The organism is Pseudomonas fluorescens, from assembly GCF_902498065.1.
Classification (GTDB): Bacteria; Pseudomonadota; Gammaproteobacteria; order Pseudomonadales; family Pseudomonadaceae; genus Aquipseudomonas; species Aquipseudomonas fluorescens_BJ.
The window spans coordinates 1,891,604-1,911,056 of the sequence record NZ_CABVIR010000001.1 but is presented as its reverse complement, the minus strand read 5'-3'; the positions used below and the strand labels follow the sequence as shown (position 1 = coordinate 1,911,056).

Below are 19,453 nucleotides of genomic sequence, written 5' to 3'. Positions count from 1 at the left end.
AATCCTCCGGGAGCCGTTCGCGGCTTCCGGGTTGCCCGCGCATCGGGCAAAGGTTTTTCAACACTGGTTTTCCTTCGCCCGGATCGCTCCTTCCGGGCTTTTTTTCGCAGCGGTTTTTATCCGCCCTACGAGGATGACCTATGCGTCGTTTCTATACCGGTTCCGACTTGAATCGTGTGCACAGCATTGCCGAACTGGCCGACATGGCCCGGCGACGCGTGCCTTACTTCGTCTGGGAATACCTCAGCGGCGGGGCGGAAGCCGAACTGACGCTCAAGGACAATCTTGACGCGTTCAGTGCTTATGGCCTGCACGCCAGAGCCATGGTGCCCTGCCATGCGCCCGACACGTCTCGCGCGTTGTTCGGCAAGGTGCTGTCAATGCCGATGCTGATCGGGCCGACGGGCTACAACGGTCTGTTGCACCGCGATGCCGACATTCACTTGGCCAGGGCTGCAATGGCACGTGGTTTGCCGTTCAGCCTGAGCACCGCGTCCAACACTTCACTTGAAGCCCTCGTTGCGGCGGCGCCTGGTGTCGACCTGTGGTTTCAGCTGTACGCCATGCGCGATCCGGCGGTGCAAAAAAGCCTCTTGCAGCGCGCCGCCGCTGTCGGGTGCCGGACGCTGGTGTTGACCTGTGATGCGATGGTGCTAGGCAATCGCGAGTGGGACCGACGCAGTTTCGCCAGGCCGCGTCAGCTGACATGGCGCAACAAGTTTGACGTTGTCCGTCACCCGCGTTGGCTCAAGCAAGTGATGTGGCCATCGGGGCTGCCCGGCATGGGTAACCTTGAACCTTACTTGCCGCCAAGCGAGCGCAACCCCTTGGGATCAATGGCGTTCATCGGCAAGCAGATGGACACCTTGCTCGACTGGGACATGCTGGCGCGTTTGCGTGATCAATGGGGCGAGCGGCTGTTGCTCAAGGGCGTGTTGCATCCGGCCGATGTGGAACGCGCCGTCGTCCTCGGGCTCGACGGTGTGGTGGTGTCCAATCACGGCGGCCGCCAACTGGACGGCGCCCTCGGCAGCCTCGATGCACTGGCGGCCATCGCGCCCCAGGCGAAAGGCAAACTCAGCCTGCTGCTGGATGGCGGGATCCGGCGTGGCAGTGACATCGTCAAAGCGCTCGCGCTCGGGGCCGATGCCGTGCTGCTGGGGCGCTCCACCCTTTACGGCGTGGCGGTGGCAGGTGAAGACGGTGCTGGCCGGGCGCTGGACGTATTGACGGAAGAACTGACGCGGACCATGAACCTGATGGGCTGCACCCACCTGAACCACCTTGACGGCGACAGCGTGTTCGAGCGACGACGCGCCTGAGCAATTGTGGGAGTGAGCTTGCTCCCACACTGATTGTGGTCGCACTCGACCTGTTTATTGCGTTGCAGAATCGGAATGACGCTTGCGCGTTTCGGGCAGTGGCTCGCCGGGGCCGTTGTTAGGATCGAGGCTCTTCTACAGGAGTGCTTTCATGAATATCAGTGTTATCGGCGGTGGTCACGGTTGCTACGCGGCAGCCATAGAGTTGGCGGAGAAAGGCCATTCGGTGCGGTTGTGGCGCCGAGACAGTGCCGCGCTGGAAAAACTGCAAGGCCTGGGCCATCTGCTCGTGCGCGACTTTCGTGGCGAACGACGCTTGAGCCTGGGGCAGGTCGGGGATGCCTTGACCTTGACGGCCGATCTGACACAGGCCGTGGCCGATGCTCAGTTGTTGGTCATTGCCTTGCCGTCGACCTCCCACCAAGCACTTGCCAATGAACTGGCGCCCTTGTTGCGCGACGGGCAAGTGGTGTTCCTGCCGCCGGGGACGTTCGGCAGCCTGGTGTTCGCCCAGGCAATGGCAAAGGTGGGGAATCACAGCGAGGTGGCGTTTGCGGAGACCGGCACCTTGCCCTATCTGGCGCGCAAGCATGGCGATAACCAGGTGGTGATCAGCGGCTACGCGACCCGTCTGCCGACCGGGGTTTTTCCGAGTCGTTTGAGCGAGTCGGCGTTCGCCGTATTGCGCGAGGCTTACCCCAGCGTCGAGCCGATCGAAGATGCACTCAGCGGCGCGCTGATGAACGCCGGCCCGATCATTCATCCGCCGTTGATCCTGATGAACGCGGGTCCACTTGAGCATTTCGAGACCTGGGACATCCACAACGAAGGGACCGTGCCTTCGATTCGTCGCGTGACCAATGCCCTCGACGCCGAGCGTATCGCCATTCGTGAAGTGCTGGGCTATGGCGCACCGCATTTCCCGCTGGCCGATCATTACGCCGCCGACGGCGATGAGTGGATGTACGGTCGCGGCGCTCACGGCAAGCTGACCGATAGCGGCGATTGGCGTGAAGACATCGACTTGCAAAAGCACCGCTACATGCTTGAAGACACACGACTGGGCTTGTCGTTTCTGGTGTCGGTCGGACGCTGGGCCGGCGTGCCGACGCCGGTCGCCCAGGGCCTGTTGAGCCTGGCCACGGTGGTCAGTGGCATCGACCTGTACGCCGAGGGTCGAACCCTGGAAAACCTCGGGCTGGCTCAACTGAGCCGCAGCGAAATGGCGCAGTGCCTGAACCAGGGAGTGCAGGCATGAGCGCCGATCCGCAACGCATCTGTATCGTCGGTGCTGGGCGCATGGGCGAGGGCATTGCCTTGGCGTTCATGTTCGCCGGACTGCCGGTGACCCTGATCGATATCAAGCAACGCGAGCCCGTGGCGCAGGACCGCTACTTGCGCCAGATCGAGGGCCACTTGCGCGGCGAACTGGCGACGCTTGCATGTCTGGGAACACTCGATCCGGCACAAGTCGAACAGGTGATGAGCCGTTTACGCTTGAGTGATCGCGAGGGCAGTGGCGACGATTTGCACAATGCCGCTGTCGTGTTCGAAGCCGTGCCTGAAGTGCTTGAGCTCAAGGCGCTGACGTTCGCTTGGCTGAGTGAGATCTGTGGCGATGAAACAGTGATTGCATCGACGACGTCGACCTTTCTGGTGACGCAGTTGGCGGCACTGGTTGCGCACCCGCAACGCTTCGTCAATGCCCATTGGCTGAACCCGGCGTTTCTGATGCCGCTGGTCGAAGTCAGCCGCAGCGAGGCCACCAGCCCGCAGGTGGTGCAACGCCTGATGGCATTGCTCAAGCGAATTGGCAAAGTACCCGTGCAATGCTCCCCGGCTGCCGGTTACATCGTGCCGAGAATCCAGGCATTGGCAATGAATGAAGCGGCGCGAATGGTCGAGGAGGGAGTGGCCAGCGCCGAGGACATCGACACCGCGATTCGCGTCGGTTTCGGTCTGCGTTTCTCCGTGCTGGGGATGCTTGAGTTTATCGACTGGGGCGGCGGCGACATTCTGTTCTATGCCTCCCATTACCTGGCTGAAGCCATCGATCCGCGTTTCCTGCCACCCAATGTCATTGCCGAGAACATGGCGCAAGGGCGCAACGGGCTGCGTGAAGGTCAGGGTTTTTATGATTACCAGGACGTTGATCTGGAGGCCTACAAACTGCAGAGGCTGGGTGAGTTCACCCGCAAGCTTGAGTTGATGGGGCTGTCACCGGTGTTCAACGGTGGCGTGGCAACGTCCTGAGCGCGGAGCTGACGTGTGATCGCGACAGCTTCACGACCTGGTTGCACAACCGGCGCGCCGTTATGGCGGCGTCGGTTTTTTCGTGGTGGATGCAGGTCATCCACGCATTTGTCGGGTCCTGAATCGAGGTTGTCATGAAGCTGTACGAATTGATCACGTTCACCGTGCGGGTGCGCACTGTCGCCACTGCCATTGATTGTCTGGAGCAGCGCCTGGCCGTCGATGACGCCGCCGTGAAACTGATCGGCTGCTGGGCGTCGGAAATCGGCCCGCTGAATCAGATCGCGGTGTTGCGTGGTTTTGCCGATGAGGCGGCTCGCCAGGCTGAGCGCGAACGTTATCTATTGTGTGGCGACGCGTTTGGCATCGAGGCGTATCTGACGGACATGCGCGTGGAAAACTACACCTTGTTTCCCTTTATCCAGCCGCTGCCTGCCGGGCCCCACGGGCCGTTCTACGAACTTCGCGTATACGACCTCGTGCCGTCGGGCCTGGCGCCCACGCTCAAGGGCTGGGAAAAAGCGGTAGGGCCGCGAACCGGCGCGCACTACTCCCCGGTCTATGCAGCCTTCTACGCCACCGACGGTCAGCTGCCGCGATACCTGCATATCTGGCCTTACGACTCGCTCGAACAGCGCCTGGACGTGCGCACCCGAGCGGTGCGCGACGGCGTCTGGCCTCCGGAGAACTCCGCGCCACAGCTGCGCGATATGCATTCGACGGTGTACCTTCCGGCGGCGTTTTCACCTCTGCATTAAACCGTTTCTCGGGCTGGCGAGATTGTCCAAGTTCTTGTCAGCGCCAGGCAAGTATCGCGGGCTGCCACGCGCTTTAATTGAAGGCATCAAGGCCCGCGCCCATGTAGCGCGGGCTACCCTGCGAACCATACCGACCGGGAGCCTGAAATGAGCGAAGCATTCGACTATATCGTGGTGGGGGCCGGCTCTGCTGGCTGCGTGGTGGCGGCGCGGCTGATCCAGGCCAAGGCCGGCAAAGTCCTGTTGCTGGAAGCCGGGACCAAGGACAACAGCCCTTTCCACAGCATGCCGGCGACAGTGGTCAAGGTCTTCCAGCAGAAGTCCTGGCCGTACATGACAGTGCCCCAGGTGCACTGCAACAACCGCGAGATGATTATCGCCCAAGGCAAAGTGCTCGGCGGTGGCAGCTCGGTCAATGGCATGATCTACATTCATGGCCAGCACCAGGACTACGACGACTGGGCCAATCAGTGGGGTTGCGTTGGCTGGTCCTATGACGACGTGCTGCCGTTCTTCAAGAAGGCCGAGGCTAACGAAAGCCTTGGCGACCAGTACCACGGCCAGGACGGGCCGCTGCCTGTCAGCGAAAACCGCTACCGTCACCCGCTGACCATGGCCTTCGTGCGCGCCGGCCAGGAGCTTGGCGTACCCTATGTAAACGATTTCAACGGAGCCCGCCAGGACGGTATAGGTTTCTACCAGACCACCACCCGCAATGGCGCGCGTGCCAGCACCGCGCGTACTTACCTCAAGGCGGTAAAAGGTGACGGCCATCTCACCGTGGTTACCGATGCCTTGGTGCACAAGGTGCTCATCGACCAAGGTGTGGCTGTGGGTGTGGAATACAGCGGCACCGACGGCAGGACAGTGCGCGCCACTGCCCGCCGCGAAGTGGTGGTCAGTGCTGGAACCATCGGCAGCCCGAAAGTGCTGATGCTATCGGGCGTCGGCCCCCGGGAGCACCTGGAGGTTATGGGCATCGAGTGCCTGGTTGACGCTCCGGTCGGCAAGAATTTTCACGATCACTTGCACATGTCGGTGAATGCCACTATCCATGGCGACAACAGCTTTTTCGGAGAAGACAAGGGGCTCAGGGCGCTCAAGCACGTCGCGCAGTGGCTGACAACGCGCACCGGGCTGATGACCTCGAACATCCTCGAGGGCGGCGCCTTTGTCGACACCTGTGAAGGCGGTCGTCCGGATATCCAGCTGCACTTCCTGCCGGTGCTCGATAACTTTGACAACACTCCAGGTGAAAAGGCCGCTGCGGGCGCACACGGCTTGACCATCAAAGTCGGCCACTTGCAACCCAAATCCCGTGGACAGGTGCTGCTCAGCAGCCGCGATCCACAAGCGCCGATCCGCATCGATGCCAATTTCATGGCCGACCCGCATGACGTGGCCGGCCAGATCCGTGCCGTGCAATTGGGCCTCAAGATGCTCCAGCAGCCAGCGCTCGCCAAGCTGGTGAAAGAGGTAATCGAACCGAATAACGTGCGCTGGGATGACACCGCGGCCATCGAGAAATGGATGCGCCAAAACATCAAGACTGTCTATCACCCTGCCGGCACCTGCCGCATCGGAACCGATCCAGCCACCTCAGTAACCGACCTGCAATTGCGCGTTCATGGCGTTGAACGCCTGCGTGTGGTCGATTGCTCGATCTGCCCGCAGGTACCGAGCGGCAACACCAATGCGCCGTCGATCATGATCGGTGAGCGCGGAGCCCACTTCATCCTCAACCCTTGACCGTCCTTCGTAACGATCCCGCCGATGGGCGGCGGGACGGCCTCCTGTCGTCTGCAAAAAGGTATTCGCATGTACAAGAAACTGGCTGTAATAGGGTTGGGGCTAGCCCTGTCGAACCTGGCCTGGGGCACTGAAGGCGGGGGTGGCGCGTACGCCAACGGTAGCGAGGGCTTCCTTACCGGCTACATGCCGCCGGCGGGAACCTACCTGGTCAATTACAACATGTTCTACAGCGCCGACTCGTTCAAGAACAAGTCGCCGGTGTTCGATGATTTCGAGGTCGCCACTTTCGCCAGCATCGCGCGGCTGATCCATGTCACCGATAAGAAAATCCTCGGCGGCGACTGGGCCATGCACGCGTTCCTGGTGTACGCCGATGTCAACGTCAAGAACCTCAACGGCGCGCGTCAGCGGCAGGGCGGTATCGGCGATTTGATCTTCGACCCGATCGCACTCGGTTGGCATTTTGGTAATTGGCACGTCATTACCGGGGTGGACCTGTACCTGCCTACCGGCAACTACGACAAGAACGATCTGGCCAACCTCGGACGCAACTATATGACGATCGAGCCACTGGTGGACTTCACCTATCTGAACCCTGCCGGCTACGAGTTCTCGATGAAGACCATGTTCGATTACAACTTCGAGAACCACGCCACCGATTATCGTTCAGGTAACGAACTGCATGCCGATTTCGTTGCGGCCAAGCATGTCGGCCAATGGGCCTTCGGTGTCGGCGGCTACGCCTACAAGCAGCTCACGGGTGACAGCGGTGACGGCGCGGTGTTGGGCGACTTCAAGGGCCGCGCCTTCGCACTGGGTCCGCAGGTGGCCTACACGGCGAAGAACGGCATCAACGTCGCCGTTCGGGTGCAGCACGAGTTCGATGTGCAGAACCGCCCCGAGGGCGACAAGCTCTGGCTGAACATCGCTCTGCCTCTCTAAACCTTTCAAGGAAACGGCATCATGACCGACATTCAATTGCTGCCTGCAGTGCAGGCATTTCTCGCTCGCGAGCATGGGCATTTCATCGACGGCCAATACCAGGTCGACTCACTGACACCCGCCTTCGCGGTGGTGGACCCATCTACCGCGCTAACGGTGGCCAGCGTCCATGAGGCGTCGGCAGCCGAGGTCGAGAGTGCCGTCGCGGGCGCCGCTAAAGCCTTCAAGGGCAGCTGGGCGCAGACTTTGCCCTATGTCAAAGGCGTGCTATTGAACAAACTGGCCGACCTTATCGAAGCCAACGGTGACGAACTCGCGCAGCTTGAAACTGTGTGCTCGGGCAAGTCAATCAACCTGGCGCGCGGTCTGGAGATCGCTCAAAGCGTAGTGTTCCTGCGTTATTTTGCCGGCTGGGCGACCAAGATCACGGGCGAGACAATGACGCCGTCACTACCGTCCTTTGCCGGCGAGCAGTACACCGCGTTTACTCGTCGTGAGCCGGTGGGGGTCGTAGCCGGTATTGTCCCGTGGAATTTTTCTGTAATGATCGGCATCTGGAAGATCGCCTCGGCACTGGTCACAGGCTGCACCGTCGTGATCAAACCCAGCGAATTCACGCCCCTGACCCTGCTGCGTATCGCGGAGCTGGCTATCGAAGCGGGCATTCCTGCGGGTGTGTTCAACGTGCTCAACGGTCGCGGCTCGATTGGCCAGCAGTTGATCGAACATCCCCTGGTGCGCAAAGTCGCCTTTACTGGTTCAGTGCCGACCGGCCTGGCGGTGGGCAGGGCGGCGATGGCAGCCAACCTGACCCGCGCAACGCTGGAACTGGGTGGCAAGAACGCCGCGGCGTTTCTTGCCGATGCCAACGTCGATGGTGCGGTGGCGGGCATTGTGCAGACGGCCTTTGTCCATCAGGGGCAAGTGTGCGCGGCGCCGGAGCGCTTGTACGTGCACCGCTCGCTGGTCGCCGAGTTGACCGAGAAACTGGGCAAGGCGCTGGGGCAATTGCGCATCGGTAACGCGCTGGACGCCGAAACGCAGTTTGGACCGCTAGCCAACAGTGTTCACTTTGAAAAAATTATCGGCTTCTTCCGGCGTGCTCATGCGAGCAACCACGTGGTATGCGGCGGCCGTGCTGTGGAGCGTGCAGGATACTTCGTCGAACCGACGGTGGTCATGGCCAATGGCGCGGACGATCCGTTGCTGCACGAAGAGACGTTTGGCCCGATTGTCTGTGTGCTGCCGTTTGATGATGAGCAGCAATTGGTGGAGTGGATGAACGACTCGCCTTATGGTCTCACGGCGAGTCTCTGGACCAACGACTTGAGCAAGGCGTTGCGCCTGATTCCGCAGATCGAGGCGGGCACGGTATGGGTCAATATGCACACCTTCCTCGACCCTTCGGTACCTTTCGGCGGAAGCAAGGCGTCGGGTGTCGGACGAGAGTTCGGCAGTGCATTTATCGAGGATTACACTGAGTTGAAATCGGTGATGATTCGTTATTGAACGATCGGCCATCCCTGTTTTGGCGCGTTGTATGCATAGCGTATTGAAACGGGAATAAATCTCCTAAATCACGTGAAAGGTGCATTAAATATACACGCCGCACCGCAGGATGGCCTCATGATTGAGCACGCAGCTACCGACCTACACCACTGGAACCTCAACGTCGAGGAGGTCTGCGGTCGGTTCGCCACGCGTTATGCCCATAGCCAGTCCTTGTTCATCGGCGAAATCGAGCGGCGTAACTTGGGTGGCACGGAGGTCGCCCATATCCGTAGCAACGCCGGCTCCATCAGCCGCCGCAAAGGCAGCACGGATCGCGCCGACGATCGCTTTTGCTTTCTGGTGCTGCAACAGCAGGGGGCTATGGAAATTCTCCTGGAAAGCCATACCTTGCAACTGCAGGAAGGCGAACTGGCATTGCTGGATTCGGCACGGGCAATCGAGATGCTGCCTCGCGGACTGTTTAGACATGTGTCGATCCACCTTCCTCGGCATAAACTTGATGCCCTGCGCGGTCAGGCTTGTCGTTACGGCAAGCTGTCGACCGTGGGTATGAGCGGCCAATTGCTGCGCACCATGGTTCGCCAGGTCGCTTCCGGCGAGCTGGACCACTGGGCCAATGCCGAAGAGGGCGGGGCGCTTGAGAACGCACTGATCTCGCTGCTGCAACCGATGATGCAATACGACCTGCGTAACGTGCCGGTGGACTCCCTGCGCCTGCAGGCAGAGCGCTTGATTCGCGAGCAACTGGGCAGCGCGCAATTGAGCCCGGCAAGTATTGCCGAACAGATGCGCATGTCGGTACGGCAGTTGTACCGGTTGTTCGAAAGCGACAACGAATCGGTGTGCCGCTACATTCAACGCAAGCGCCTGGAGCAGGCGGCGTTGTCTTTGCTGGAGCCGGCGCTGGCGCACCGTTCGATCACCGACATTGCATTCGCCTGGGGGTATCAGGATGCCGCGCATTTTTCACGGGTGTTCAGGAGCCTGCATGCCTGTTCCCCGCGTGAGTACCGGCAAAGGAAGGCATTGGATGAAACCGGTCAACGTGATGTGACGGCGTCTATCGGAACGGTATGAGGCTTCCAGGTCCAGGGTATAACGGACGTCCTTTTTGCTAGGACTTCATACCCGTACAACCGCCCCATACGCGGCGGCCGGCTGCTTGTGGCCCAGAGTGTGTAAAAACGCCTTCGCGATCGTTGGGTTAGCCAAATCAAACTCACCTGTCGAGATACCGAGCTGCTCGAAGTAAGCGGCGAGCTCCAGGTAACCATCGAGCAAGCCGCCAGCGAGGAACGGCGTGCCGGATTCATCGAGTGCCTTCTCTCGTAGAACGCCAGGCTTCGGCTCACGCCAGAGGAAGCAGTTGGCGGCCACTAAGAATGGCCCGTAATTTTTGACTCATCAAACACGACGAGGCTCGCCCTCGACAATTTCGCGCATCAGACTCAGGTAACGACTCGCTCCCAGCCCCAGAGGTCGGTTCTTCACCCAGATGATATCGACCCATAACCGCATCTGACTCGGCATGTTGTCAAACACCACCTCCGTCAATACGCCCGAAGTGATTAGAGGTTGTACCAGCGGTTGTGGAAGATAAGCCCAGCCCAATCCTTGCTGCACCAGATCCAGCGTTGCCAGATAACTGTCGCTGAGCCAAATCCGCCGCGACAGCACAACACGTGGGTCAGAGTCTGTAGGTCCTCCAGTAGCAACGATGATCTGCCGAACGTTGACCAGTTGCTCTTCACCTAAGGGGCTTTTCTTGCCGGCGGCCGCCGGATGATCTGGAGAGGCAACTGCTACTAACAATTGGCTCCCCGCTTCAAGAAACGTCTCCCGCTCGTCAAGCCCTGGTCGTTCAAATCCAAGTGCCAATTGCACACGCCCTTCATGGAGCATGCGCATCGCCTCCGGATGGGACGCGGAGCGAATCTCGATTTCAAGCGTAGGAAACTCTCTGGCGATAATTGACAGCGGGCGATTCCATACGCCTGTTTGCAGCTCCGGCGCCATCGCAAGGATCAAGCGCCCCTCCAACCCCTGATGAAGCTGGAGGGCATGCGCGTCCAGCAGGTTTAACTGGCTCGCGACCTGTCTTGCTTGGGGCTCAAGTGCTTTGGCGGCTGCTGTAGGAATGGCTTTGCGGGTTGATCGGTCAAAAAGCAAGAGATCCAGCTCTGCTTCAAGCTGTGACACCGCCATGTTGATAGCGGAGGGAACCCGGCCTAATTTTCGTGCGGCGGCGGAAAAGGAGCCGCTGTCCACGACCGAGAGGAAAACTTTAAGTGACTCGCTGGTAAACGCCATTATGGTTGTCAAATTTTCTGATAATGATCGTCTTTATTTATCAGATTTATTAGCCTAATTTCCACTCCTATTACAAATTCAGTACGGGGGGAGCACCATGTTTAATACCGATTTTAGAGGGCATGTGGCACTTGTCAGTGGTGCCGGAAGTGAAGCAGGTATTGGTATGGCGATCGCTCGCAGGCTAGGTGCATCTGGGGCGAAATTGATCGTCACCGCCAGCAGCAACCGCATCGCGGATCGGGTTAAAGAGCTACGCCTCGAAGGGTTTGAAGTTGAAGGTCGGCCAATTGACCTCACGGATGAAAGTCAGGTGCGTGAATTCAGCCTATGGGCAGAGTCAGTCTGGGGGCGGGTCGATATTCTGGTGAATAATGCGGGAATGGCCATGCAAGGAAGCCCCGAGATTTTCTCGGAGTTGGCAGCGATGGAACTGCATGAATGGAATCTGTCACTGGCAAGAAACTTAACGACAGCTTTTCTTCTAACTCGGGCCGTTTTGCCCGGTATGAGGGCGCGAAATTACGGGCGTATTGTCAATATCAGTTCCACCACGGGCACCAGGTGCAGCAATCCGGGCGAAGCCGCTTATAGCGCCGCTAAGGCCGCAATGGTTGGCATGAGCATGGGGCTTGCACTTGAAGTAGCCAAGCAGGGGATCACTGTAAACAGCGTTGCTCCCGGCTGGATCACGACGGGGTCATCCTCCCCCGTTGAAGCAGAGGCGGGGCGCTTCACCCCAATAGGGCGGGCAGGCAGTCCTCGCGAAGTGGCGGCGGCGGTTGCATTTCTGGCGTCTCCTGAATCCAGTTACATCACCGGTGAAGTCATCGTGGTGGATGGCGGGAACTGTCTGGTCGAGAACAAAGCCCCTCAAGCCTGAGATCAGGACACGGACGGTTTATTCTCTTTTGGCCGAAAGTAAAACCGAGCATTTGATCTACTCAAGCCGGCTATTAAGTTTGAATACTCTCCAGCGCGATCAACGAATGATCCTGGGTGGGGCGGCGGCTATCACCGCGATATATTAAATCGCGATATATCACAGAACTTGTAAGTTCACTGTACGGTATTCACCGGTCATTTAGGAACTGATAGGAGAATGAATGCAGCGATGGGTTGTTTTCCTATCTGAACGGCAACGGCTTTTAATTAATTTGATAATTAACATAGGGTTTTGATCATGTCGAAAAGTGGAATTAGTGAACCAGCGATTGCTGCGTTTACCGCCTCCGAGCGTGCCCGTTTTATAGAAAGCAACCCAACGTCAATGGCGTTGGCCAAGCGTGCCAAGGCGAATCTGTTCAACGGTGTTCCCATGCACTGGATGAGCGATTGGTCGATGCCTTCTCCGCTCTTCGTCCAGCGTGCCAAAGGGGCACGCTTCACCGATGTTGACGGTCATGACTACATAGACTTTTGCCTGGGCGACACAGGCACTATGTTTGGCCATTCACCTGATCCTATCGCCCGCGCCATCGCAGAGCAGGCCAATAATGGCCTGACAACGATGCTGCCTGGCGAAGACGCGGTGGTCTGCGCAGAGTTGCTGGCTCAGCGCTTTGAGCTGCCTTATTGGCAGGTGACCGCCAATGCGACTGACGCCAATCGTTACGTTCTGCGCTGGGCGCGCGCTATCACCAAACGCAACGTTTTGCTGGTGTTCGACGGCTGCTATCACGGCACCGTGGATGACGTGATGGTGCGCTACCGCGACGGCAAAACGGTGCACCGTGCAGGTCTTGTGGGCCAAGCCTACGACTTGACCCAATACAGTCGATCCATCCCCTTCAACGATGTCGGCGCGCTGGAGGCTGCTTTAGCCCAGGGCGATGTGTGCGCGCTGATGTGCGAGCCGGCGATGACAAACATAGGCATGGTCCTGCCCGATCCGGGATTCATGCAAAAGTGCCGCGAATTGACCCTTAAATATGGCAGCCTGTTGGTCATTGATGAGACCCACACTATTTCTACCGGCATCGGTGGATGCACTCGCCAATGGGATTTGAAACCCGACTTTTTTGTGGTGGGTAAACCCATCGCAGGGGGCGTGCCTTGCGCTGTGTTTGGCGTGACCGAGCAAGTTGCCTTGGCAATGAAAGCCGCTCAGAAGACCATCAGCGAAGAGAGTGGCGGGCATGGCCACAGCGGCATGGGAACGACGCTGTCCGCCAATGCACTGGCGATGCGTTGCATGCGAGTCAGCCTCGAAGAGGTCATGACAGCGTCTGCCTACCAACACATGCTGCCCCTGGCCTCAAGACTGGCCCAGGGATTTCGAGGGTTGTTCAAGCGGCACCGACTGAACTGGTCTGTCACCGAGTTGGGGGCTCGTTGTGAGTTTCAATTCTGTGCCTCCCCGCCCAGAACGGGTGCGCAAGCCGAGGCGGCTTTTCATGACAGCCTTCAAATGGCGCTGCACCTGTATCTGATCAATCGCGGAATCCTGATCACGCCTTTTCACAACATGACCCTGTGCTGTCCACAGACAAGTGATGCGGATGTCGACAGGCTGATCGGTGAACTGGATAGCGCGCTGACCACGCTGCTTGCCCTACCTGGCGCTCGGGTCATCCCTTCATGAGTGGACGTTTGACGCCCCCACTTTTCTCAAATACTGCCAAGTCGCTTGAATGAGCGCTAAGAGGTTTGACATGCAATTTGCTGATAAAAAAGAGGCCGTAGATTATCTGGCCGCCCACCCTGAAGTGCGGAGCATCGAGTTGTTCCTTATCGACGCCAATGGTGTTCCACGGGGCAAACTGCTGCATCGCGATGAACTGCTGGCGATCTACGAAAATGGTCGGCCGCTGCCAAGTTCCATTCTTGCCTTGACTGTACAGGGGGAAGACGTAGACGACACAGGCCTGGTCTGGGATGTCGCTGACGCTGATTGCTGGACCTACCCCTTGCCGGGAAGCCTGACCTTGCAACCCTGGCGCACTAACCCAACAGGCCAAGTGCAGGTGAGCATGCACCCGACCCAAGGTGTTCCCGCCGCACCGGCCGACCCGCGCCACGTACTGGTGCATACCATCGAGCGGCTTCAAGCCGATGGATTCCATCCGGTAATGGCCGTTGAGTTGGAGTTTTACCTGCTGGACCGGCAACGCGATGTTAACGGTCGGCCGCAGCCGGCGTTGCAAACCAATGGGGTACGCCCTGCTGCTCCGCAGGTTTATGGCGTATACGAACTGGAGCAGCTTCAACCGTTTCTTGATGACCTCTACGCTGCTTGTGCGCTACAGGGGCTGCCAGTACGCACGGCCATTTCCGAGTACGCGCCTGGCCAGGTCGAGCTGACGCTGGAGCATCGTTTCGACGCACTCCAGGCCATTGATGAAGGCGTACGTTACAAACGCTTGGTCAAAGGGGTGGCCAACAAACATGGACTGCAAGCGTGCTTCATGGCCAAGCCGTTCAGCGACCAGGCCGGTAGTGGCATGCATTTGCACGTCAGTCTGGCCGACGAGGAGGGTAACAACCTCTATGCGAGCGAAGACCCACAGGGTACGCCACTGTTGCGTCACTCAATTGGCGGGATGATGGAGACCTTGTTTGACTCGCTGGCGATATTTTGCCCCCATGCCAATTCATATCGCCGGTTCCAGACCGGTAGCTACGCGCCGCTGGCCAAAAGTTGGGGCGTCAACAATCGTACGGTGTCGTTCCGCGTGCCCGGCGGCCCCGCGATAAGTCGGCACATCGAACACCGCATTTGCGGAGCCGATGCCAACCCGTATCTTGCCGCTGCCGCATTACTTGCGGGCATTCACCATGGCATCACTCATCAAAGCGATCCTGGCGCGGCGATTGAGGGTAATGGCTATGAGCAGGCTACCGAATTTCTACCTACCGACTGGCTGACAGCGTTGCAGGCATTGCAACATTCAACGTGGGCACGTGAGGCGCTGGGCGCTGAATTCCTAAAGGTATTTTTGGCGATCAAGTGGCGCGAGTTCCGTCAATTCAATGCTGAAGTCGGAGAGCAGGACTGGCGCTGGTACCTCACTCACGCATGAGTGTTGGCTCGTCAACATGCCTTGCAATGGACCGCTGAAGCTATCGGCGTCTGCGCCCTGATCACGCCGTGGAACTGGCCGCTGAACCAGATCGTCTGCAAGGTCGCGGCCCCTACCGGAATTATCTTTGCCGAAATACTGCCATGCGGGCGGATTTTTCAACTCAAAGTTTCTGTCAGCCATGAGGGCTTCCGTTTACTGGGACAGCGGATTAAGGCACTGGGGATTCCATGTGTGGTGGTTCAGGAGGGTGGCTATGACATCGCCACGCTGGATGAAAATGCCTGGCGATTCTTCGTCGGCATGACCGCTTGACGTAAGAAACGGATTACCCCGGGTCGTATCGCGGATGATCGTGAGCTGTCCGGGGACTTTTGCCCAGTACCACCAAAGTGGTGCTTAAGGTTGTGGGCTTGTTTATTGTCGATGAGGTTCAGTCAGGAATTGGTTGCTGCGGCACGCATTTATGGGGGGGCGCGTCGCTATAGATGCGCGTCATGGAAGCGGCCAAGGACGCGCCTGATCTGGCCTCGGCGGTGAACATCGGTGCCTTCAATCTCGGCAACGCATTGGGTGTGGCGCTGGGTGGAGCAGTGTTGGCGCTGAGCGCGGCGAAAAGTTAACCAAGCAAAATGTTTTATTGACTAAAAAATAATATCGGGTAATTATTTCCCTGCATCTGCTCGCACGCAGAGTCATTTTCAGGGTCAACCCGATGAGTCAGAACACCGTGCCTTCACTGGCCAGTCTTTACATCGAGACTAATGGATCGTCATTCGACGCGCGCCAGGCGCCTTTGCTTATGCAGGGCTTCCCGGCAGAGCCGCAACGCCGCGTCACCTGGAACAATTGGATGCGCCCGCCGTTTAGCCAGTGGGGTTTCCGTAATCTGGCGCGCCTGCGTCCCTCCATTGATGTGCAGGCAGGTTCCGGACCGGTCAGTACGTTGCAAGAATTTCCACAAGCGTTGGATGAGCTGCACTTCGACAGTGAGTGTGGTCTGGGAATCAGCGTTATCGATCACCTGGTGGCCAGCCAGACCGATGCCTTTTTGGTGATGCAGGGCGACACTGTGCTGTTCGAGCGCTACTTCAACGGTCAGCGGCCCCGAGACCGGCACATCATGTTCTCGGTGACCAAGTCACTGATCGGCACCCTCGGTGAGCAACTGGTCTGTGACGGTTCACTCAACCCAACGTTGCCTGCAGCGTATTACGTGCCTGAGTTGGTGGGCAGCGCGTTTGGTGATGCCACCGTACGCCAGCTGTTCGACATGGCTGTGGGCATTGAGTACAGCGAAGTTTATGACGACCCCAACTCGGAGAGTTCGCAATACGGCTATGCCTGCGGTTTTCAGCCTGCACCTGCGCAATACACCCAGTTCGAGTCGTTGTACCAATACCTGCCGTCGCTAAAAAAACGCGGCACCCACGGTGGCTTTTTCCATTACGTGACCGCCACTACCGAAGCCTTGGCCTGGGTCATGGAGCGCGCCTCGGGCAAGGCCTGTGATCAGTTACTGCAAGAAATCTGGAGCCAATTGGGGTGTGAGCGTGACGGCTACTTTATGGCCGACCCGTGGGGGCGCAGTGTCGCCGGGGCCGGTTTCAGCGCCACTTTGCGTGACATGGCGCGTTTTGGCCGCCTGCTGGCCAACGATGGTCGCCAGGGTGGAGTGCAATTGTTGTCGACCGAGACGGTCGCACGTCTCTTCGCCGGTGCCGACCCAGCGATCTATGCCAAAGAGCCCGACTTCTCCAGCTGGACCCCCGGCGCTTCCTACCGCAGCCAGTGGTACGCCTTCAACGATCACAGCCAGGCGATTATGGCCGGTGGTATTCATGGCCAATACCTGTTTGTCGACAAACCGTCCGGTGTGGTGATCGTCAAGCAGTCATCGCTGACCGACGCCGTCAGCCAATTCGATGCTGACAGTGTGCGCATGCTGCGTGCCATTGCTGCGCACCTTAGCGACTGAAACGCCCCATAAATACAAGAAGTTTGCGTCCTATTCACCTGGCTCGGCCAGGTGTTGGCGGCGTACTGCGCCGCCATTTCACTGCCCTGTAACAACAATAATCACACAGGAGCTTCATATGGTTTCGATGACGCGTTTCTCTCGAGCGCTCTTAGCGTTCGGCTTACCCCTAACGACCCACGTTGCGTTGGCTGGCTACAGCTTCGAGGACGGCAACCTCAAAGGTGAGTTCAATCTCAGCGCCGGGGGGGCGACCCTTTCCACTCGAAACGTCAACTTTGGCAGTGGCCGCGTCGATATGCGCGGCGGCAAAAATGGCGGCACGAAAATCGACTGGCAGGAGTTCTACGTCAAGCCAGGCATCAAGCTGGACTATTCGCTGCAGCCTGACTTCAGCCTGCTGGCCGGTGGCTCGCTGGTGGCGGCGACCACCTTTGGCGATGGCGATGCCGGTGGCTTTACGCGCAGCTCTGATGGTGATGTGGCCGCTGAAGAACTCTACGGCGGTTTCCGCGCCGGGGAATGGACGCTGACTGCCGGGCGCCAGAACTACATGATCGGTACAGGCTTCATCGTCATGGACGGCAACCTTGACCAACTCGATGACGGCGCCTATTGGCTTGGCCCAAGAACCGCCTTCAAGGATTCGGCGATCCTGGCCTGGGATCATGGCGCGTTGAAGGCCCAGGCTTTTAGCTTGCGAACCGACGACGATCTGGGTGACTTCCGCATGACGGGCGCCAACCTGGATTACAACCTCGACGACCAGGTGACGCTGGGCGCCATGGCGATGAAGGTCAATGCGCTGGGCCCCAAGGGCAGCACGGCCCCTCGATTCAGGGACGGGATGCAGGTGTACAACGTCAGGGCACTCAACGCCAAGGTGCCGGGCGTATCCGCCTTGACGCTCAACGCCGAATACGCGCTGGAGAAAGGCAGCGGCGAGGGCGTCGATTACGATGCCAAGGCTTGGTATGGTCAGGCCGATTACGCGTTCAATAGCTTGCCCCTGACGCCGGTCATCGGCTATCGCTACGCCAGTTTTTCCGGCGATGACAACCTCACCGATAATCGCCAGAAAGCCTGGGACCCTCTGAGCAAAGGCTTCGTCGACTGGAGCACCTGGCTGGTGGGGGATGTTGTTGGTAACTACTTGTTGTTCAACAGCAACGAAAACGTTCAGCAGTTCTCACTTAAAACTCACCTGAACCCAACGCTGACCCTCGGTGCGATTCACTATCAGTTTTGGCTGGACGAAAAAAATTACATGGGCGCACCGGTCAGTGATCGGCGCTTTGCCGATGAGAGCGTCGTTTTCCTCGACTGGACTCCGACTCCATCTTTTTATACGTCGCTGTCCTACAACTGGGTCAAGCCCCTCGCCGCTGCCAAGCAGGTATTCGGCGATGATAAAAAATTCAGTGCGCTGGAACTGTACTTCACCTACCGCTATTAAGTGTCGCGAGCCGCCGCGGCCGCTTAGGAGTGTTTGACCATGAACAAGAAAGTACGCAATGCCCTGTTGTGTGTCGCTCTGTCGTTGTTGACGGTAGGAATGTCTCAGGCTGAAGAGCGCACGGTGCGCATCTATAACTGGATCGAATACTTGCCACCGGAGATCCTCAAGAGCTTTCAGGAGGAAACCGGGATCCGTCCGATCTATGACGTGTTCGACAGCGTCGAGACGCTGGAGTCCAAGCTGCTAACCGGCAACTCTGGCTATGATGTGGTCTACCCCGGTAGCGCCAACCTGAGTCACTTGATCGCGGCGGGTGCTGTCCAGCCTCTGGACCGTAGCCAACTGCCGAACTGGCAGCATCTGGCCCCGGAGTTCATGAAATCCCTGGAGGCGGTGGGTGACACGGGCAATCGCTACGCTGCGCCCTACCTGTGGGGCACCACGCTGATCGGCTACAACGTCGACAAGGTCCAGCAGATTCTGGGTGCCAGTGTGCAGATGAACACCTGGGACATGATCTTCAAGGAAGAGAACCTCAGCAAGCTGGCCAGTTGTGGCGTCGGTTTCCTCGATGCAGCCAACGAGATCTTGCCCATCGCTTTGCACTACAAGGGCCTCGATCCCAACAGCCAGAAACGCGAGGACTACCCGCAGGCTCAGGCGGCGATGATGAAGATTCGCCCTTACGTCACCTACTTCAACTCGTCGCGCTACGGCATGGACCTGGCCAACGGTGACATTTGCGTCGCCGTTGGCTGGTCGGGCGGCGTGGCGCTGGCCAAACAGCTGGCCGATGCTGCGGGCAAGGGTGTGAGGGTGGAAATGGCGTTACCCAAGGAAGGCGCGCCGATGTGGTCGGACGTGATGATGGTGCCGGTTAACGCCCCCCACACCAAGGAGGCCCACGAGTTCATCAATTACATCCTGCGCCCGGATGTGATCGCCCGGATCAGCAACAAGATCGGATACCCCAACCCGAACAAGGATGCCACCGCGCTGGTGAATGCGGACATCCGTAATAACCCCAACATGTATGTGCCGGACGAAGCGCGCAAAACCCTGTTCGCTTTACAGCCCATGCCGCCAGCCATGGAGCGGATCCGCACTCGCACCTGGACCAGCATCAAGACCAATCGCTGATCATC

Annotated in this window: 17 protein-coding genes and 2 pseudogenes; 17 read left to right on the top strand and 2 right to left on the bottom strand. The window is 58.7% G+C overall.

The annotated features are described in order from the left end of the window. Window positions 1–140: 140 nt before the first annotated feature. From F8N43_RS08970 to feaR, 8 genes are all read left to right on the top strand, one after another. Window positions 141–1,322, top strand: coding sequence for an alpha-hydroxy acid oxidase (locus tag F8N43_RS08970; protein WP_150653641.1), 1,182 nt, complete (start codon window positions 141–143; stop codon window positions 1,320–1,322). A gap of 151 nt (window positions 1,323–1,473) precedes the next feature. Further along, entirely contained in the window at window positions 1,474–2,580 is a 1,107-nt protein-coding gene (locus F8N43_RS08965) for an NAD/NADP-dependent octopine/nopaline dehydrogenase family protein (RefSeq protein ID WP_150653640.1), read from the top strand. Further along, a complete protein-coding gene (locus F8N43_RS08960) occupies window positions 2,577–3,575 on the top strand; it encodes a 3-hydroxybutyryl-CoA dehydrogenase (protein WP_150632630.1) in 999 nt (332 codons plus the stop codon). The genes F8N43_RS08965 and F8N43_RS08960 overlap by 4 nt, the downstream gene beginning before the upstream one ends. Window positions 3,576–3,709: 134 nt before the next feature. Then, a complete protein-coding gene (locus F8N43_RS08955; RefSeq protein ID WP_150653639.1) occupies window positions 3,710–4,333 on the top strand; it encodes an NIPSNAP family protein in 624 nt (207 codons plus the stop codon). A 147-nt stretch (window positions 4,334–4,480) separates the two neighbouring features. Then, window positions 4,481–6,082 carry a GMC family oxidoreductase gene (locus tag F8N43_RS08950; protein WP_150653638.1) on the top strand — a complete coding sequence of 534 codons (1,602 nt, stop codon included), beginning with the start codon at window positions 4,481–4,483 and terminating at the stop codon, window positions 6,080–6,082. 69 nt (window positions 6,083–6,151) lie between these two features. Next, window positions 6,152–7,027, top strand: a complete 876-nt coding sequence (locus tag F8N43_RS08945) for a transporter (RefSeq protein ID WP_150639514.1) — start codon at window positions 6,152–6,154, stop codon at window positions 7,025–7,027. Between the two features lie 21 nt (window positions 7,028–7,048). After that, window positions 7,049–8,536 (top strand): aldehyde dehydrogenase family protein, encoded by a 1,488-nt coding sequence (locus F8N43_RS08940; protein WP_150653637.1) that lies wholly within the window; start codon window positions 7,049–7,051, stop codon window positions 8,534–8,536. Between the two features lie 117 nt (window positions 8,537–8,653). Continuing rightward, a complete protein-coding gene (gene feaR, locus F8N43_RS08935) occupies window positions 8,654–9,616 on the top strand; it encodes a transcriptional regulator FeaR (RefSeq protein WP_150639512.1) in 963 nt (320 codons plus the stop codon). A gap of 45 nt (window positions 9,617–9,661) precedes the next feature. Here feaR and F8N43_RS08930 read toward each other — a convergent pair whose 3' ends face one another. Together F8N43_RS08930 and F8N43_RS08925 are read right to left on the bottom strand one after the other, a co-directional pair. Further along, window positions 9,662–9,916, bottom strand: coding sequence for a hypothetical protein (locus F8N43_RS08930; RefSeq protein WP_150639511.1), 255 nt, complete (start codon window positions 9,914–9,916; stop codon window positions 9,662–9,664). A 27-nt stretch (window positions 9,917–9,943) separates the two neighbouring features. Continuing rightward, window positions 9,944–10,849: a LysR family transcriptional regulator gene (locus F8N43_RS08925; protein WP_150632626.1), complete on the bottom strand. Its 906-nt coding sequence runs from the start codon at window positions 10,847–10,849 to the stop codon at window positions 9,944–9,946. Window positions 10,850–10,946: 97 nt separating this feature from the next. Between F8N43_RS08925 and F8N43_RS08920 the strand changes: the two genes are divergently transcribed. The 9 genes and pseudogenes from F8N43_RS08920 (at window position 10,947) to F8N43_RS08885 (ending at window position 19,448) form a co-directional block, all read left to right on the top strand. Next, window positions 10,947–11,732, top strand: coding sequence for an SDR family NAD(P)-dependent oxidoreductase (locus F8N43_RS08920; protein ID WP_150639510.1), 786 nt, complete (start codon window positions 10,947–10,949; stop codon window positions 11,730–11,732). 300 nt (window positions 11,733–12,032) lie between these two features. After that, entirely contained in the window at window positions 12,033–13,433 is a 1,401-nt protein-coding gene (locus tag F8N43_RS08915) for an aspartate aminotransferase family protein (protein ID WP_150653636.1), read from the top strand. 70 nt (window positions 13,434–13,503) lie between these two features. After that, entirely contained in the window at window positions 13,504–14,871 is a 1,368-nt protein-coding gene (locus F8N43_RS08910) for a glutamine synthetase family protein (RefSeq protein ID WP_150653635.1), read from the top strand. Between the two features lie 36 nt (window positions 14,872–14,907). After that, window positions 14,908–14,979: pseudogene (locus F8N43_RS29505) on the top strand (aldehyde dehydrogenase family protein); the annotation flags it as partial. Window positions 14,980–15,030: 51 nt separating this feature from the next. Further along, window positions 15,031–15,186, top strand: a pseudogene (locus F8N43_RS08905) (histone deacetylase family protein); the annotation flags it as partial. Between the two features lie 182 nt (window positions 15,187–15,368). After that, the gene (locus F8N43_RS08900; protein WP_412072592.1) at window positions 15,369–15,494 is read left to right on the top strand and encodes a hypothetical protein; all 126 of its coding nucleotides are present in this window, start codon (window positions 15,369–15,371) and stop codon (window positions 15,492–15,494) included. Window positions 15,495–15,586: 92 nt separating this feature from the next. Continuing rightward, window positions 15,587–16,849 (top strand): serine hydrolase domain-containing protein, encoded by a 1,263-nt coding sequence (locus tag F8N43_RS08895; RefSeq protein ID WP_150653634.1) that lies wholly within the window; start codon window positions 15,587–15,589, stop codon window positions 16,847–16,849. A gap of 118 nt (window positions 16,850–16,967) precedes the next feature. Further along, entirely contained in the window at window positions 16,968–18,305 is a 1,338-nt protein-coding gene (locus F8N43_RS08890) for an alginate export family protein (RefSeq protein ID WP_150632621.1), read from the top strand. 39 nt (window positions 18,306–18,344) lie between these two features. Next, complete coding sequence (locus F8N43_RS08885) at window positions 18,345–19,448, top strand: polyamine ABC transporter substrate-binding protein (protein WP_150653633.1); 1,104 nt, start codon at window positions 18,345–18,347, stop codon at window positions 19,446–19,448. Window positions 19,449–19,453: the final 5 nt, after the last annotated feature.

Coding starts and splice junctions, on each gene's coding strand:
- F8N43_RS08945 (WP_150639514.1), top strand. CDS start 6,152: ATGTACAAGAAACTGGCTGTAATAGGGTTGGGGCTAGCCCTGTCGAAC.
- F8N43_RS08885 (WP_150653633.1), top strand. CDS start 18,345: ATGAACAAGAAAGTACGCAATGCCCTGTTGTGTGTCGCTCTGTCGTTG.
- F8N43_RS08900 (WP_412072592.1), top strand. CDS start 15,369: ATGGAAGCGGCCAAGGACGCGCCTGATCTGGCCTCGGCGGTGAACATC.
- F8N43_RS08960 (WP_150632630.1), top strand. CDS start 2,577: ATGAGCGCCGATCCGCAACGCATCTGTATCGTCGGTGCTGGGCGCATG.
- F8N43_RS08910 (WP_150653635.1), top strand. CDS start 13,504: ATGCAATTTGCTGATAAAAAAGAGGCCGTAGATTATCTGGCCGCCCAC.
- F8N43_RS08925 (WP_150632626.1), bottom strand. CDS start 10,849: ATGGCGTTTACCAGCGAGTCACTTAAAGTTTTCCTCTCGGTCGTGGAC.
- F8N43_RS08950 (WP_150653638.1), top strand. CDS start 4,481: ATGAGCGAAGCATTCGACTATATCGTGGTGGGGGCCGGCTCTGCTGGC.
- F8N43_RS08915 (WP_150653636.1), top strand. CDS start 12,033: ATGTCGAAAAGTGGAATTAGTGAACCAGCGATTGCTGCGTTTACCGCC.
- F8N43_RS08895 (WP_150653634.1), top strand. CDS start 15,587: ATGAGTCAGAACACCGTGCCTTCACTGGCCAGTCTTTACATCGAGACT.
- F8N43_RS08970 (WP_150653641.1), top strand. CDS start 141: ATGCGTCGTTTCTATACCGGTTCCGACTTGAATCGTGTGCACAGCATT.
- F8N43_RS08965 (WP_150653640.1), top strand. CDS start 1,474: ATGAATATCAGTGTTATCGGCGGTGGTCACGGTTGCTACGCGGCAGCC.
- F8N43_RS08890 (WP_150632621.1), top strand. CDS start 16,968: ATGGTTTCGATGACGCGTTTCTCTCGAGCGCTCTTAGCGTTCGGCTTA.
- F8N43_RS08940 (WP_150653637.1), top strand. CDS start 7,049: ATGACCGACATTCAATTGCTGCCTGCAGTGCAGGCATTTCTCGCTCGC.
- F8N43_RS08955 (WP_150653639.1), top strand. CDS start 3,710: ATGAAGCTGTACGAATTGATCACGTTCACCGTGCGGGTGCGCACTGTC.
- feaR (WP_150639512.1), top strand. CDS start 8,654: ATGATTGAGCACGCAGCTACCGACCTACACCACTGGAACCTCAACGTC.
- F8N43_RS08920 (WP_150639510.1), top strand. CDS start 10,947: ATGTTTAATACCGATTTTAGAGGGCATGTGGCACTTGTCAGTGGTGCC.